The sequence below is a fragment of the Pseudomonas sp. GV085 genome (genome assembly GCF_003050925.1).
Taxonomy (GTDB): domain Bacteria; phylum Pseudomonadota; class Gammaproteobacteria; order Pseudomonadales; family Pseudomonadaceae; genus Aquipseudomonas.
Genome location: NZ_QAOV01000006.1, coordinates 189,786 through 204,156, shown reverse-complemented (window position 1 = coordinate 204,156; position 14,371 = coordinate 189,786). Strand labels below are relative to the sequence as shown.

General features: G+C 58.8%; 18 protein-coding genes. 13 read left to right on the top strand and 5 right to left on the bottom strand.

Annotated features, from left to right (window positions below; genetic code table 11):
- Positions 1–137: 137 nt before the first annotated feature.
- On the top strand, positions 138–1,148 hold the full coding sequence (locus tag C8K63_RS15120) for a DNA-binding protein (protein WP_108217433.1): 1,011 nt from the start codon (positions 138–140) through the stop codon (positions 1,146–1,148).
- On the opposite strand, the gene gorA is transcribed toward C8K63_RS15120, so the two are convergent.
- Positions 1,145–2,503, bottom strand: a complete 1,359-nt coding sequence (gene gorA / locus C8K63_RS15115; protein WP_108217432.1) for a glutathione-disulfide reductase — start codon at positions 2,501–2,503, stop codon at positions 1,145–1,147. The genes C8K63_RS15120 and gorA overlap by 4 nt on opposite strands.
- A gap of 130 nt (positions 2,504–2,633) precedes the next feature.
- A complete protein-coding gene (gene galU, locus C8K63_RS15110; protein WP_093220174.1) occupies positions 2,634–3,473 on the bottom strand; it encodes a UTP--glucose-1-phosphate uridylyltransferase GalU in 840 nt (279 codons plus the stop codon).
- 272 nt (positions 3,474–3,745) lie between these two features.
- Between galU and C8K63_RS15105 the strand changes: the two genes are divergently transcribed.
- Both C8K63_RS15105 and C8K63_RS15100 read left to right on the top strand, forming a co-directional pair.
- The gene (locus tag C8K63_RS15105; RefSeq protein WP_108217431.1) at positions 3,746–3,934 is read left to right on the top strand and encodes a hypothetical protein; all 189 of its coding nucleotides are present in this window, start codon (positions 3,746–3,748) and stop codon (positions 3,932–3,934) included.
- A 137-nt stretch (positions 3,935–4,071) separates the two neighbouring features.
- Positions 4,072–4,353 carry a hypothetical protein gene (locus tag C8K63_RS15100; RefSeq protein WP_108217430.1) on the top strand — a complete coding sequence of 94 codons (282 nt, stop codon included), beginning with the start codon at positions 4,072–4,074 and terminating at the stop codon, positions 4,351–4,353.
- 11 nt (positions 4,354–4,364) lie between these two features.
- Here C8K63_RS15100 and C8K63_RS15095 read toward each other — a convergent pair whose 3' ends face one another.
- Both C8K63_RS15095 and C8K63_RS15090 read right to left on the bottom strand, forming a co-directional pair.
- Complete coding sequence (locus tag C8K63_RS15095; RefSeq protein ID WP_108217429.1) at positions 4,365–4,595, bottom strand: hypothetical protein; 231 nt, start codon at positions 4,593–4,595, stop codon at positions 4,365–4,367.
- 72 nt (positions 4,596–4,667) lie between these two features.
- Positions 4,668–5,024 carry a hypothetical protein gene (locus C8K63_RS15090; protein ID WP_108217428.1) on the bottom strand — a complete coding sequence of 119 codons (357 nt, stop codon included), beginning with the start codon at positions 5,022–5,024 and terminating at the stop codon, positions 4,668–4,670.
- 201 nt (positions 5,025–5,225) lie between these two features.
- On the opposite strand from C8K63_RS15090, the gene C8K63_RS15085 reads away from it, so the two are divergent.
- From C8K63_RS15085 to ada, 5 genes are all read left to right on the top strand, one after another.
- Complete coding sequence (locus C8K63_RS15085) at positions 5,226–5,528, top strand: DUF1883 domain-containing protein (protein WP_108217427.1); 303 nt, start codon at positions 5,226–5,228, stop codon at positions 5,526–5,528.
- A gap of 37 nt (positions 5,529–5,565) precedes the next feature.
- Entirely contained in the window at positions 5,566–5,733 is a 168-nt protein-coding gene (locus C8K63_RS30475; RefSeq protein ID WP_177413278.1) for a hypothetical protein, read from the top strand.
- A gap of 117 nt (positions 5,734–5,850) precedes the next feature.
- Positions 5,851–6,555 carry a 2OG-Fe(II) oxygenase gene (locus C8K63_RS15080; protein ID WP_108217426.1) on the top strand — a complete coding sequence of 235 codons (705 nt, stop codon included), beginning with the start codon at positions 5,851–5,853 and terminating at the stop codon, positions 6,553–6,555.
- The gene (alkB, locus tag C8K63_RS15075; protein WP_108217425.1) at positions 6,545–7,225 is read left to right on the top strand and encodes a DNA oxidative demethylase AlkB; all 681 of its coding nucleotides are present in this window, start codon (positions 6,545–6,547) and stop codon (positions 7,223–7,225) included. The genes C8K63_RS15080 and alkB overlap by 11 nt, the downstream gene beginning before the upstream one ends.
- Before the next feature lie 88 nt (positions 7,226–7,313).
- On the top strand, positions 7,314–8,378 hold the full coding sequence (gene ada, locus C8K63_RS15070; protein ID WP_108217424.1) for a bifunctional DNA-binding transcriptional regulator/O6-methylguanine-DNA methyltransferase Ada: 1,065 nt from the start codon (positions 7,314–7,316) through the stop codon (positions 8,376–8,378).
- Here the strand turns inward: ada and C8K63_RS15065 are convergent, their stop codons facing one another.
- Positions 8,379–9,362, bottom strand: coding sequence for an MDR family oxidoreductase (locus C8K63_RS15065; protein ID WP_108217423.1), 984 nt, complete (start codon positions 9,360–9,362; stop codon positions 8,379–8,381).
- Positions 9,363–10,243: 881 nt separating this feature from the next.
- Here C8K63_RS15065 and C8K63_RS15055 point away from each other — a divergent pair.
- The 5 genes from C8K63_RS15055 to C8K63_RS15035 all read left to right on the top strand — a co-directional run bounded on the left by C8K63_RS15055 (position 10,244) and on the right by C8K63_RS15035 (position 14,288).
- Positions 10,244–11,311 carry a nitronate monooxygenase family protein gene (locus C8K63_RS15055; RefSeq protein WP_108217421.1) on the top strand — a complete coding sequence of 356 codons (1,068 nt, stop codon included), beginning with the start codon at positions 10,244–10,246 and terminating at the stop codon, positions 11,309–11,311.
- Positions 11,312–11,433: 122 nt separating this feature from the next.
- On the top strand, positions 11,434–12,201 hold the full coding sequence (gene modA, locus C8K63_RS15050; protein WP_108217420.1) for a molybdate ABC transporter substrate-binding protein: 768 nt from the start codon (positions 11,434–11,436) through the stop codon (positions 12,199–12,201).
- Positions 12,202–12,882: a molybdate ABC transporter permease subunit gene (modB, locus tag C8K63_RS15045; RefSeq protein WP_108217419.1), complete on the top strand. Its 681-nt coding sequence runs from the start codon at positions 12,202–12,204 to the stop codon at positions 12,880–12,882.
- Between the two features lie 3 nt (positions 12,883–12,885).
- Complete coding sequence (gene modC / locus C8K63_RS15040; RefSeq protein ID WP_108217418.1) at positions 12,886–13,965, top strand: molybdenum ABC transporter ATP-binding protein; 1,080 nt, start codon at positions 12,886–12,888, stop codon at positions 13,963–13,965.
- A gap of 101 nt (positions 13,966–14,066) precedes the next feature.
- Positions 14,067–14,288, top strand: a complete 222-nt coding sequence (locus C8K63_RS15035) for a hypothetical protein (RefSeq protein ID WP_108217417.1) — start codon at positions 14,067–14,069, stop codon at positions 14,286–14,288.
- The last annotated feature ends 83 nt before the right edge of the window (positions 14,289–14,371 follow it).

The following is a 14,371-nucleotide window of genomic DNA, read 5'->3' as shown; positions in this document are numbered from 1 at the left end:
TACTTCGAAACTTCGCTCACATGGGGTAATACCAGTATATCCCGTGTTAATAGCATTCAGTGTCTAACTTTACCAATTGAATGGTACAATGTGTATTTACGTGGTACGTACCACATAATCAAAACCCGGGAGATCTCATGGCACGCGGTGGTGTAAATAAAGCGGTGGTTCAAGCCGCTCGGTTGGCGATCCTCGCCCGCGGCGAAAACCCCAGCATCGATGCCGTACGCATCGAGATGGGCAATACCGGCTCGAAAACCACGATCCATCGTTATCTCAAGGAGCTCGATGACAGGTTTGAACCTGTCGAAGCGCCGTCCGAACCGATCGACGACGAACTGATGGCGCTGGTGGCGCGGCTCGCACAACGGCTCAAGGAGCAGGCGCAAGAACCAATCGATCAGGCGCGCACGCAGTACGAAGAACAACGCAAGACGCTGGAACACCAGCTCGGCGAAGCGCAAAAAGCCAACAGCGAACTGCACCAGCAATACGAATTTCAAAGCCTGGCGCTGACCCAGGAATCCGAAGCCCTGCACGAAACCCGCGCCATGCTGCAAACGGAGCAAACCCGCAACGCCGGGCTGAACCAGGCGCTGGCCGATTTCGAATTGCGCTTGAAGGACAAGGAAGAGCAGATCCGCTCCCTTGAAGAAAAACACCTGCACACTCGCGACGCGCTGGAGCACTACCGCAATGCGGTCAAGGAACAGCGCGAACAGGAAATCAGTCGCCACGAAGGCCAGGTGCAACAGCTACAGATGGAACTGCGCCAGGCCCAACAAAGCGCGCTGGTACGCCAGGATGAAATCACCCAGTTGCACCGCGACAATGAACGCCTGCTGACTGAGAACCGCGGCACACTGCGAGAGCTGAGCCTGCTGCAAGAACAGCTCAAGCAAAGCAATACCCGCCAGGATCAGTTGCTGGAACAGACCACTCGCGTCGACGGCGAGCGCACCCTCCTCCAGGAACGCCTGCGCGTCGCCCTGCTGGAAAGCCAGGCACTCAAACAGAACGTCGATGAGCAGTCGCAGCTCAACAGGTCACTGGAAATGGATCTGGCCAAGACCCGCACGGACCTGGAAGAACGCGTACGTCTGGCCGCGACCCTTGCGGCAGCGGCAGACGCAGCGAAGGACGATTAACCGGCGAGCGGCGTACGCATGGTGACGAACTCTTCGGCGGCCGTCGGGTGCACGCCGATGGTTTCGTCGAAGTGGCGCTTGGTGGCGCCGGCCTTCAAGGCAATCGCCAGGCCCTGGACGATTTCACCGGCGTCCGGGCCGACCATGTGGCAACCCAAGACCTTGTCGGTACTGGCGTCCACCACCAGCTTCATCAGCGTGCGCTCCTGGCATTCAGTCAGGGTCAGCTTCATCGGCCGGAAGCGGCTTTCGAAGACCTCCACGTCGTGGCCGGCTTCGCGGGCCTCTTCTTCCGTCAGACCGACGGTGCCGATGTTAGGCAGGCTGAACACCGCCGTCGGGATCATCTTGTAATCCACCGGACGATACTGCTCGGGCTTGAACAAGCGTCGCGCCACCGCCATGCCTTCAGCCAGGGCCACCGGTGTCAGCTGAACGCGGCCGATCACATCGCCCAGCGCCAGGATCGACGGCTCGGCGGTCTGATACTGCTCATCGACCTCAACGAAGCCTTTCCTGTCGAGTTTGACCCCGGTGTTTTCCAGCCCGAGATTGTCCAGCATCGGACGACGCCCCGTGGCGTAGAACACGCAATCGGCTTCCAGTTGGCGACCATCCTTGAGCGTGACTTTCAGACTGCCGTCGACCTGCTTGTCGATGCGCTCGATGTCCGCGTTGAATTGCAGATCCATGCCGCGCTTGGTCAACTCTTCCTGCAAATGTTTGCGCACGGAACCGTCGAAGCCGCGCAGGAACAATTCGCCGCGATACAACAGCGTGGTCTGCGCACCCAAACCGTGGAAGATCCCGGCAAACTCGACCGCAATGTAGCCACCGCCCACCACCAACACTCGCTTGGGCAGCGCTTTAAGGAAGAACGCCTGGTTGGAACTGATGGCATGCTCGTGCCCCGGGATCTCCGGAATCTGCGGCCAGCCGCCGGTAGCGATCAGGATATTTTTGGCAGTAAAGCGCTCGCCATTGATCTCGACCTGATGCGGATCGACGATCTTCGCATGACCTTCATGCAGGGTTACGCCGCTGTTGACCAGCAAGTTGCGATAAATGCCATTGAGGCGATTGATCTCGCGGTCCTTGTTGGCGATCAATGTCGGCCAGTCGAACTGCGCTTCATCCAGGCTCCAGCCAAAACCGGATGCCTGCTCGAAGTCTTCGGCAAAGTGCGCACCATAGACCAGCAATTTTTTCGGCACGCAGCCGACGTTTACACAGGTGCCGCCCAGGTAGCGGCTCTCGGCCACGGCCACTTTCGCGCCGAACCCGGCAGCAAACCGCGCCGCCCGCACACCGCCAGAACCGGCACCAATCACATAAAGGTCAAAATCGTAGGCCATTTTCAATCTCCTCGGCAGGTGACCAGCATACCCGCAGACATTTGCGGGGCAAGCGCTGCACACGATATGAGGCCGGAAAATGAAAAAGCCACCCGAAGGTGGCTTTTCAATACAAACAGGTTGCCGGCTATCAATAAGCCTTGCCCGTCTTGTAGAAGTTCTCGAAGCAGAAGTTGGTCGCGTCGATGTAGCCTTCGGCGCCACCGCAGTCGAAACGCTTGCCCTTGAACTTGTAGGCAATCACGCAACCATCCTGCGCCTGTTTCATCAGGGCGTCAGTGATCTGGATCTCGCCACCTTTGCCTGGGTCGGTTTGTTCGATCAGGCTGAAGATGTCCGGCGTCATGATGTAACGACCGATGATCGCCAGGTTCGACGGGGCATCTTCCGGCTTTGGCTTCTCGACCATGTTGCGCACGCGGTACAGGTCGTCACCAATCAGGTCGCCGGCAATCACACCGTACTTGCTGGTTTCTTGCGGGTCGACTTCCATGATCGCGACGATGGTGCAGCGATACTGCTTGTACAGCTTGACCATCTGCTTGAGTACGCCGTCACCTTCCAGGTTGACGCACAGGTCATCCGCCAGTACCACGGCGAACGGCTCGTCGCCGATCAGCGGACGACCGGTCAGGATCGCATGGCCCAAACCTTTCATTTCAGTCTGGCGAGTGTAGGAGAACGAGCACTCATCCAACAGGCGGCGGATGCCAACCAGGTATTTTTCCTTGTCGGTGCCCTTGATCTGGTTTTCCAGCTCGTAGCTGATGTCGAAGTGGTCTTCCAGGGCGCGTTTGCCGCGACCGGTGACGATGGAGATTTCGTTCAAGCCAGCGTCCAGTGCTTCTTCAACGCCGTACTGGATCAGTGGCTTGTTCACCACCGGCAGCATTTCTTTGGGCATGGCTTTAGTCGCTGGCAGGAAGCGAGTGCCGTAGCCGGCTGCTGGGAACAAGCATTTCTTGATCATATAAGTCCTTGTAAGGGCTGTGCGTGTACGAGTTTCGGCGCAGTCTAATCAGGCGGCGTGCACCTTACAATGCCCCCGCGCTGGCCAACCGATGCCAACATAGAGAAATAATCTTGCCGATAGTTCCCTGCGCAAGCCCTTATGCATAGCACAGACTTGCACAATTGCACGGCATTCAACCGCCCGCAACGAAGCACCATACGCCCATCGGCACCCGTTGAGTGCGTTTGGCGGTATCATGGCGCGATTGGACCAGACAACGAGGCAAATAGATGTCGGAAGCAAAAAGCGTCAACGGATTCCTGATCAATCAGGTGAAAGACGGTCAATGGTGGGTTGCCAGTGTCACCGGTGAAAATATCGCCGGACCTTTCCCTTCCGAAGCCCTGGCAATCGAAGTGGCCTCGGTGCTGGAGCTTGAGCACCCGGAGCCCAAGCGACGCGTCAAGGACAAGAACTGATCGACGTCCAAGGTGAAAGCCCTGCCATTGCGCAGGGCTTTTTTGTGAGCGCATGCGAAAGTCGTGGCCCTTGGCTATAACCTTTTGCGTATGACGCTGTCTCAGCGTTAGCCCACCCCCCTGACGACGACCACTCCATGAAGAAATTTTTGCCCCTGATTGCAATACTGGTCCTGAGCGGCTGCGCAACGTCGAAAGAAACCTACCTGGGCAACGGAGAAAAAGGCCTGTCGATTGATTGCTCCGGGGAAGCCAATTCCTGGGCTGCGTGCTACGAAAAGGCCGATGCGTCCTGTGCCGGCACCGGCTACAAGATTGTCGGAACCGATGGCACGCCCTCGCTCGATGAGAGCGACAAGACCCTCGGCGCCGACATCGGCAACTACAAGAGCCGCAATGTCGTAGTGATCTGCAAGTAAGGCGCCGCGCCCTACAGATGAATTTCAGCGAATTTGATGCCAAGCCCGCGCAGGGTATCGATCAGATCATCAAGGCGGCTGAAAGACTCGACTTCATCATTGTCATCCACCAGGAAATAGCTGCGCCCGGCGCTTTTCTTGAAAAACACGATCCATTCCCCCAGCTCCGCCGGATTCTGAATCACATGAGTGGCAGAGATCAAACCCTCTGCATGGCGCTCCCGGACCTGCTCTCGCTTCATGTTCGACTCCATAAATGACGATGCCGCCAAAGCAGGGCTTTGGCGGCATCGGTGCTGATCGTCGACAGTCTATCAGCCGGAAATGCACGCGTTGGCAGCATTCTGTACGTCCATTGGACGCACCGGGACATTGGACATGCTCTCGTGCAGCTTGATGCTGCTGCCACCCGAACGCTCTTCAATGTCGAATACGGCAGACGGGCCCGAGGAATACTTGAGTGGCACGATGACACGCACCCCATCCTTGTGCGGCTCGATTTGCAAGGCGCCACGACTGTCGGCCAGTTTTTCGCTCAGGCATTGCGCATATTCATGGGGCTTCTTGCCAGAAATCACGTTCATGGTCGGCAGCGACTCGTTGATTTCCGAGACGTTCGCACAACCACTCACCAATACCGCCAGCGAAAGAACCAAAAAACCCCACTTCATACAAAACCTCCGATAAAGAGGGTCGGACAGCGCAGATGCGTTTTTTCTCCGAGACAAACTGCTTTATCGCTCATCAAGCGTGAAATTAGCGTTTTTAATTGTCAAAGTGGCCGGATAATAAGGCCTTCGGGCTGATAAACTGCGCCAATCGCCCATGCTATCGTTTTGATTTTGTAGAAAAAGCCCTTCTGGAGGCGCCTCATGAAATATATCCATCAGCGCGAGCACCTCAATGAAGACGACATCGTCGTCATTCAATGCTCCCAAATGTGCAACATCCGCTTGATGAACGACGCCAACTTCCGCAGCTTCAAGAATGGCGGCCGTCACACCTATCACGGCGGCGCATTCGACACGTTCCCGGCCCGCATCACGGCCCCGAGCACCGGTTTCTGGAACATCACGATCGACACCGTCAACCGCCGCGCTATCAGCGTGACGCGCAAACCCACCCTGACCCACTCGATCAAAATCATTCGCCGTTCCAGCACGAAACTGAGCTGATCAGCGAACCCGAAACACCAGACAGGCAGAGACAACCGTGGCCCAAACGACCAAGTACGTCATCAAATACAAACTCAACGGTGAGCGCCGCTTCGAGTTTGCCCAGCTTGAAAACGGCACCCTGGAAGAAGCCAAAGCGGCGCTGGATGCCATTCATGGACAGGACGACGTCATCAGCGAAATCAGCGTCAGCAAAGCGCTGTAACGCGATCCGGAGCGACAATGGACGTCAGCTCCCACTCGCAATTCGACCGCAAGCAGCGGAGTGCCTGCTTCATCCTTGTCTTGCAGACTGGCGACCTCAACAACAAGAGGCCCGGCAATGAGCGAGCAATATCTGGACAGGCTGGACTGGCCCCGGCTGGAACAGCAACTTGATCAGGACGGTTGCGCCGTCATCCCCTCACTGTTGAGCCACAAGGCTTGTGATCAGGTCAGCGCCTTGTACCCTCGAACCGAGCCCTTCCGCTCGCACGTGGTGATGGCTCGCCATGGTTTCGGCCGAGGCGAATACAAGTATTTCAGCTACCCGTTACCGGAACTTGTGGCCCGTTTGCGCAGCGCGCTCTACCCGCGCCTGGTACCCATCGCCAATCGCTGGCAGGAACAATTGGGTTTGCCCGACCGTTTTCCCCAAACCCATCAAGCCTTCCTCGAACGCTGTCATGCCGCTGGTCAGAACCGTCCGACACCGTTATTGCTGCAATATGGTCCTCAGGACTACAACTGTTTGCATCAGGATTTATACGGTGAGCATGTTTTCCCACTGCAAGTAGCGATTCTGCTGTCGGAACCCGATGAAGACTTCACCGGTGGCGAGTTTGTCCTGACCGAACAGCGCCCGCGAATGCAGTCACGCCCGATGGTCATCAGCCTGAAGAAAGGCGACGGCTTGATCTTTGCCGTCAACCAGCGGCCGGTCAAAGGCGTTCGCGGTTACTATCGCGTGACCCTGCGTCACGGCGTGAGTCGCCTGCACAGCGGCAATCGGCATACCCTTGGAATCATCTTTCACGATGCGTCATGAGCCCATGAACCCGCTGACTTTCGATCTGTTTGCCAATGCAGAGCCCAAGCAACAGCCCAGGCGCGAGCAGATCGGTGAACAGTCCTACGTACTTAGAGGCTTCGCCCTGCCCTGGCTGGAACGCTTGCTGCCCGCCCTGGAGTCGGTGCTGGTAGCCGCGCCGTTTCGGCAGATGGTCACGCCCGGCGGCTTTACCATGTCGGTCGCCCTGAGCAGTTGTGGCCAATTCGGCTGGACCACTGACCGCAATGGTTATCGGTACACCCGAGATGATCCACAGACCGGCCGGCCCTGGCCAATGATGCCCGTGGTGTTTCTGCAACTGGCACAAGCGGCGGCACTGGCAGCGGGTTTCGCCGATTTTGCACCGGATTCCTGCCTGATCAACCGCTACGTCCCCGGAGCAAAAATGTCATTGCATCAGGATAAAGACGAACACTGCTACGCCGCCCCCATCGTTTCGGTATCCCTGGGCTTACCGGCGATGTTCCTGTTCGGTGGTTTTGCACGCGGCGACAAAAGCCAGCGCATCCCCCTGCTGCATGGCGACATCGTGGTCTGGGGTGGCGTGGATCGCCTGCGTTATCACGGCGTATTGCCGATCAAGGATGGCCATCATCCGAAACTGGGCGAGCAACGCATCAACTTCACCTTCCGTACCGCCGGATAAAGACTTCGAATTTGACCGCAAGCGTCGGAGTGTGTGGGAATTGCCCCATGGTTAATGTGCAGGCAACCCCCTCAATGGACGTGACGCCATGACTACCCAATCGACCAAGATCTCCATCGAAAACGATCCGCGCTGGGCCGCCGTGGTCGCGCGCGATCCCAAGGCTGACGGTCAGTTTGTCTATGCCGTGAAGACCACAGGCATCTATTGCAACCCCAGCAGCCTCGCGCGCTTGCCCAAGCCGCAGAACGTCGAATTCTTCGATAGCGCCGAACAGGCCCGGGCCGCGGGTTATCGTCCGAGCAAACGCGCGACAAAGGATCAGAGCGAACTCGCCGCGCAACATGCCGCCACCGTAGCCGCCGCTTGCCGCCGGATCGAAGCGGCCGAAACGCTACCTGCGCTGGGCGAATTGGCCGATGCGGCAGGGTTGAGCAGTTTCCATTTCCATCGTGTGTTCAAAGCCGTCACCGGCCTGACGCCCAAGGGTTACGCCGACGCTCATCGTTCACGCAAGGTTCGCGAGCGACTGGCAGACGGCGGCTCGGTGACCGATGCTCTGTATGACGCTGGCTTCAACTCCAACAGCCGTTTCTATGAAGCGGCAGACCAACTGCTCGGGATGAAACCCAGGGATTACCGCGCCGCCGGTCAAAACAACGACATTCGTTTTGCCGTTGGCCAGTGTTCGTTGGGCGCGATTCTGGTGGCGCAGAGTGAGCGCGGGGTCTGCGCAATCCTGCTCGGCGATGATCCGCACCAACTGGTGTGTGATCTGCAAGACAAGTTCCGGCGCGCCAACCTGATTGGTGCCGATCATGAGTTCGAGCAATTGATTGCCAGGGTCGTCGGCTTTATCGAGGCGCCGGCCATTGGCCTTGATTTGCCTCTGGACGTACGCGGCACGGCGTTTCAGGAGCGTGTCTGGCAAGCGCTGCGAGAGATTCCCGTTGGCAGCACTGCCAGCTACGCCGATGTCGCTCAACGCATCGGCTCGCCGAAAGCCGTTCGCGCCGTGGCTCAAGCCTGCGGGGCGAACAGCCTGGCCGTGGCGATCCCGTGCCATCGCGTGGTGCGCAGCGATGGCAACTTGTCGGGCTATCGCTGGGGTGTCGAGCGCAAACGCCAGTTGCTGGAGCGCGAGTCGCAGTGATCAGCGATTCACATCCACCACCACGCGCCCGCGCAACTGCCCGGCCAGCAAGCGCGGCGCGGCGTCGATGGCTTCGCTCAAGCCGATTTCGTGACTGATCAGCGGCAACAGGTTGAAATCCAGATCCCTGGCCAGGCGACTCCAGGCTTCCACCCGTTTGGCTTTGGGCTGGGTCACGCTGTTGATACCGGCCAGGGTCACACCGCGCAAAATGAACGGTGCAACGGATGCCGGAAAGTCCATGCCTTGCGCAAGACCGCATGCCGCGACCGTGCCATTGGCCTTGGTGCTGGCGCAAGCGTTGGCCAGGGTGTGGCTGCCGACCGAGTCGATGACTGCCGCCCAACGCTCCTTGGCCAACGGCTTGCCTGGTTCGGACAGCGTGACCCGGTCGATGATTTCGCCAGCGCCCAGTTGCTTCAGGTAATCATGCTCCGACGTCCGTCCGGTAGACGCGACCACCCGGTAGCCGAGCCTGCTCAGCAACGCGATGGCGAAACTGCCGACGCCACCGTTGGCACCAGTGACCAGGACTTCACCCTGTTCAGGCGTCACGCCATTGTGCTCAAGGGCCAGGATGCACAGCATGGCCGTGTAGCCCGCCGTACCGATGGCCATCGCCTGGGCAGCGGTGAATGCCTTGGGCAGCGGGATCAGCCAGTCACCGTTCAGGCGAGCCTTCTGCGCCAGTCCACCCCAATGCCCTTCACCCACGCCCCAGCCATTAAGCAGGACCTGGTCGCCGACCTTGTAGTCCGGATGCCCGCTGACTTCAACGACACCGGCCAGGTCGATGCCCGGCACCATCGGGAATTTACGCACCACCGGGCTGCTGCCGGTGATCGCCAGGCCATCCTTGAAGTTCAGCGTGCTGTAGGCAACACGCACCGTGACATCGCCTTCGGGTAACTGATCGTCCTGGATCTCTTGCAGCGTGGCCCGGTAACCGCTGTCGTCTTTGTCGATCAAAATACCTTTGAACATTACGGCCTCTCAATGGATTCAGTCTGGTGGTGGTGCAACTGAAATAACACATGGCAGCAGATTGGCGTACTCGACTTTAAGCCAATCTGCCAATTCCATAACGCTTCCCGAGTGATGAATCACTCCTTCGGTGGTGGGGGCTGGAGGCTTGCACCGACGCTGAAAGAAGGTTCTTCACGGAATTCCGGGGAACACCGATACCTGTAGAAACTGCGATGCGGCGATCCGACTTGCCAGCGATGGCGACCTTTCGGCCGAGCATTTTCTTCCTGGTGTACATATTCATTGCTGCGGTAACGGCCACTCAGGGTTCCGCCCTGACGGCGGGTCACTTGGAAGAGCCTGTAGGAGCGAGCTTGCTCGCGATGGAGGTCAACGATGACGCGGGGAGCCTGACACCCCGCGGTGCTCTCAGGTTTTTCGCGAGCAAGCTCGCTCCTACAGGGCCCGCCGCGATCGGCCATCCATGGCCGTGCGCGGCTAACCCGGCATCCATGCCGGGTTGCCCACTGCGCAGAACCTGCGCTCGGCCTCTCGAGGCGGCGTGCACCGCAACAGCACCGCGAGGCGAGCTAACGCTCGACCTCGTTGTTTGGTGGTGCACGCGTTCCCCTGTAGGAGCTGCCGAAGGTTCGGGCCGCGTTCGGACGATCTTTTGATCTTGCTTTTGCGATCTAGAGATTGCTGAAGATTAAGATCAAAAAGATCGCAGCCTTCGGCAGCCCCTACAGATATTTCGTTATATGTGTTCCCCCGGAATTCCGTGAAGAACCTGAAAAAAGCCTCACCCGCAGAAATGGCGACTGGCCTTGCGCCAGTCGTTGCGTTACAAATCCTGTTCTACCGTCCCTGCCCTGCTTCAACGTCGGAGAACACAGCACATGAACCAATGGCCAGATACCCGCATTCTTGACCTGCTCGGGATCGAACTGCCGATCATTCAGGGGCCAATGGCCGGTGCCACGAACTCGTCCATGGTGATTGCAGCCTGCAACGCCGGCGGCCTGGGTTCGATGCCGGCGGCGATGCTCAGCACGGATCAACTGCGCGAAGAACTGAAAACCATCCGCCAACACACCCAGCGCCCGATCAACGTCAACTTCTTCTGTCATCAGCCTCCAGCCCCTGATGAACAACGTGCGCAGGACTGGAAAAACCTGCTGCAACCCTACTACCAGGAACTCGGCGCCGATTTCGATGCGCCAACCCCGGTGTCCAACCGGGCACCGTTCGATAACTCGGCCTGCGAAGTGGTCGAAGAATTTCGCCCTGAAGTGGTGAGTTTTCACTTTGGCCTGCCGGAAAAATCCCTGCTCGACCGGGTGAAAGCCACCGGTGCGAAAGTGCTCTCCTCGGCCACCACCGTCGCAGAAGCCGTGTGGCTGGAGCAGCATGGTTGCGATGCAATCATTGCCATGGGCTACGAGGCCGGAGGCCATCGCGGGATGTTTCTCAGCGATGACCTGAGCAGTCAGGTGGGGACTTTCGCCCTGGTGCCACAAGTCGTCGATGCGGTGAAGGTGCCGGTGATTGCCGCCGGCGGCATCGCTGACGCACGAGGCGTCGCCGCCGCCTTCATGCTGGGCGCTTCGGCAGTGCAGGTGGGGACGGCGTACCTGTTCACGCCAGAGGCCAAGGTCAGCCCGTCCCATCACAACGCGTTGCGCACCGCCAAAGAAAGTGAGACGGCCATCACCAACGTGTTCACCGGTCGCCCGGCCCGGGGCATCCTCAATCGGGTGATGCGTGAACTGGGGCCCATGAGCGCCAAGGCACCGGCCTTCCCCCTTGCCGGTGGCGCGCTGATGCCTCTGCGGGCCAAAGGTGAAGCGGACTTCAGCAACCTCTGGGCCGGCCAGGCCTTTACCCTCGGGGTCGAATTGACCACCGCGGCACTGACTCGACAACTGGCTGAAGAAGGATTAGCGAGACTGCTACGTCACTCTTGAGCAGCACTTGCGATAAAATCGTATACAGTTTTGTGATGGCACATTCCGTTTAAAGGTAATTCGCTATATATTTTTGTACATAACGAATAACCTTCTGCAATTGCCTTTAACGGAGCCGTTTCATGGCCATTCGCGTCTCACGCGCTACCCCTGCCTGCCTCGCGAGTTTTCTCGCCATATTCGCCTTCGGCTCAGCCCAGGCGGACGAAGTCCAGGTGGCTGTCGCCGCCAACTTCACCGCGCCCATCCAGGCCATCGCCGCTGACTTCGAAAAAGACACCGGGCATAAGCTGGTCACCTCCTTTGGTGCCACCGGCCAGTTCTACACCCAGATCAAAAACGGCGCGCCGTTCGAAGTGTTCCTCTCGGCAGACGACAGCACCCCGCAAAAACTTGAAGCCGAAGGCGATTCCGTCAAGGGCTCGCGCTTCACCTATGCGGTCGGTACCCTGGCACTGTGGTCGGCCAAGGAAGGCTACGTCGATGCCAAGGGCGATGTGCTGAAAAAGAACGAATACCAGCACCTGTCCATCGCCAACCCGAAAGCTGCACCGTATGGCCTGGCGGCGACCCAGGTGTTGGCCAGGGAAGGTCTGACCGACAAGGTCAAAGACAAGATCGTTGAAGGCCAGAACATCACCCAGGCCTACCAGTTCGTCTCCACCGGCAACGCCGAGCTGGGTTTTGTCGCCCTGTCGCAGATCTACAAGGACGGCAAGATCACCAGCGGTTCGGCCTGGATCGTTCCAGCCACCCTGCACGACCCGATCAAACAAGACGCTGTGATTCTCAATAAGGGCAAGGACAACCCGGCCGCCAAGGCATTGGTTGACTACCTCAAGGGGCCGAAAGCGGCCGCTGTCATCAAGTCCTACGGTTACGAAATCTAAATGTCGCTATCGAGTGCCGATTATTCCGCCATTTGGCTGACCCTGAAACTCGCGTCCCTGACGACTGTCATCTTGCTGATTGTCGGCACTCCGATTGCGTTATGGCTCTCGCGCACCCGCTCCTGGTTGCGCGGCCCGGTCGGGGCGATTGTTGCCCTGCCCCTGGTGCTGCCGCCGACAGTGATTGGTTTTTATCTGTTGCTGGCGCTCGGCCCTCACGGGTACATCGGCCAGCTCAGCCAATCACTCGGCCTTGGCACCCTCACCTTCAGTTTTGCGGGGTTGGTCATCGGTTCTGTCCTGTATTCGATGCCGTTCGTGGTCCAGCCGCTGCAAAACGCTTTTTCCGCAATCGGCACGCGTCCGCTCGAAGTGGCCGCGACGCTGCGAGCCAATCCCTGGGACACCTTTTTCAGCGTGACGCTGCCCCTGGCCCGCCCCGGTTTCATTACCGCGGCCATTCTCGGCTTCGCCCACACCGTCGGCGAGTTCGGCGTGGTGCTGATGATCGGCGGCAACATTCCCGAGAAGACCCGCGTGGTCTCGGTGCAGATCTACGATCACGTCGAAGCCATGGAATATGCCCAGGCCCATTGGCTGGCCGGGGTGATGCTGGTGTTCTCGTTTGTCGTCTTGCTGGCGCTGTATTCCAGCCGAAAAACCAAAGCGGGCTGGAGCTGATCGATGATTCAAATGCGCCTGAAACTGGGTTACCCGGGCTTTGCCCTGGACGTCGACCTGCAACTGCCCGGGCGTGGCGTCACTGCGCTTTACGGTCACTCAGGCTCCGGCAAGACCACTTGCCTGCGCTGCATTGCCGGCCTGGAACGGGCCGATCAAGGCTTTATCCAGGTCAACGATGAAGTCTGGCAAGACAGCGAAAACAAGCTCTTCGTCGCGCCGCACAAACGCGCGCTCGGCTACGTGTTCCAGGAAGCCAGCCTGTTTCCTCATCTGTCGGTGCTGGCCAACCTGCAGTTCGGCCTCAAGCGCATTCCCAAGTCGCAACGTCGGGTCGATATGGCCCACGCCACCGAGTTGCTGGGCATCAGCCATCTGCTGGACCGGCGCCCACAACACCTTTCGGGTGGTGAGCGACAGCGCGTCGGCATGGCCCGTGCGCTGCTCACCAGCCCGAGATTGCTGTTGATGGACGAGCCTCTGGCCGCGCTGGATGCCCAGCGCAAAAGTGAAATCCTGCCCTACTTGCAACGTCTGCACGACGAACTCGACATCCCGGTGCTGTACGTCAGCCACTCCCAGGATGAAGTCGCGCGGCTGGCCGACCATATCGTGTTGCTTAACAACGGCAAGGTACTGGCCAGCGGCCCGATCGGCCAGACCCTGGCGCGCCTCGACTTGCCGCTGGCGATGGGGGACGACGCTGGTGTGGTAATCGTAGGTCGCGTGAGCGCCTACGACGCCGACTATCAACTGCTCAGCCTGCAATTGCCCGACACCACTCTCAACATTCGTGTGCCTCACACACCGATGGATACGGGTCAGACACTGCGCTGCAAGGTCCAGGCGCGAGATGTGAGCCTGAGCCTGCACAGCGCCGAGCAAAGCAGCATTCTCAATCGCCTGCCGGTCACGGTGGTCAGTGAAATGAATGCAGACAACGCCGCCCATGTGCTGATTCGCCTGGACGCCGCAGGCTCGCCGCTGCTCGCACGGATCACGCGTTATTCCCGCGACCAATTGAACGTCCATTCTGGTCAGCAACTCTGGGCGCAAATCAAAGCGGTCGCGGTGCTCGCGTAAATCCGGCGGCACCTGAGCCGACGAATTAACCTGCCTATTTTTTGCACGATCACCAATGGCTTCTATAGTTGATCTGTACACGAATCAGCGGCGGAGACGCCATGGAAGACATTTTCGTCGTGAAGCGCTGTAACAGGATCATCATCCATGGCCGTCGTGCGGGTGAATATGACCACCTGCCACCGGTTGCCGCGGTCTGGTACCGCATCGCCGATACCCGAACCCAAGGCTTCATCGGAGACGGCTACGATGTTGAAGAAGACGCCCAGCGCATTTGCCGGCAGTTGAACGCCAAATCACAAGTGACAGCCCGACAAAGTTGACGGCCTGTTACCATTTTTTAACGGGTCTATACTGAATGGGTTGAAGGATCAGCGACCCCAATGGCAGAAAACTCGATCCAGGC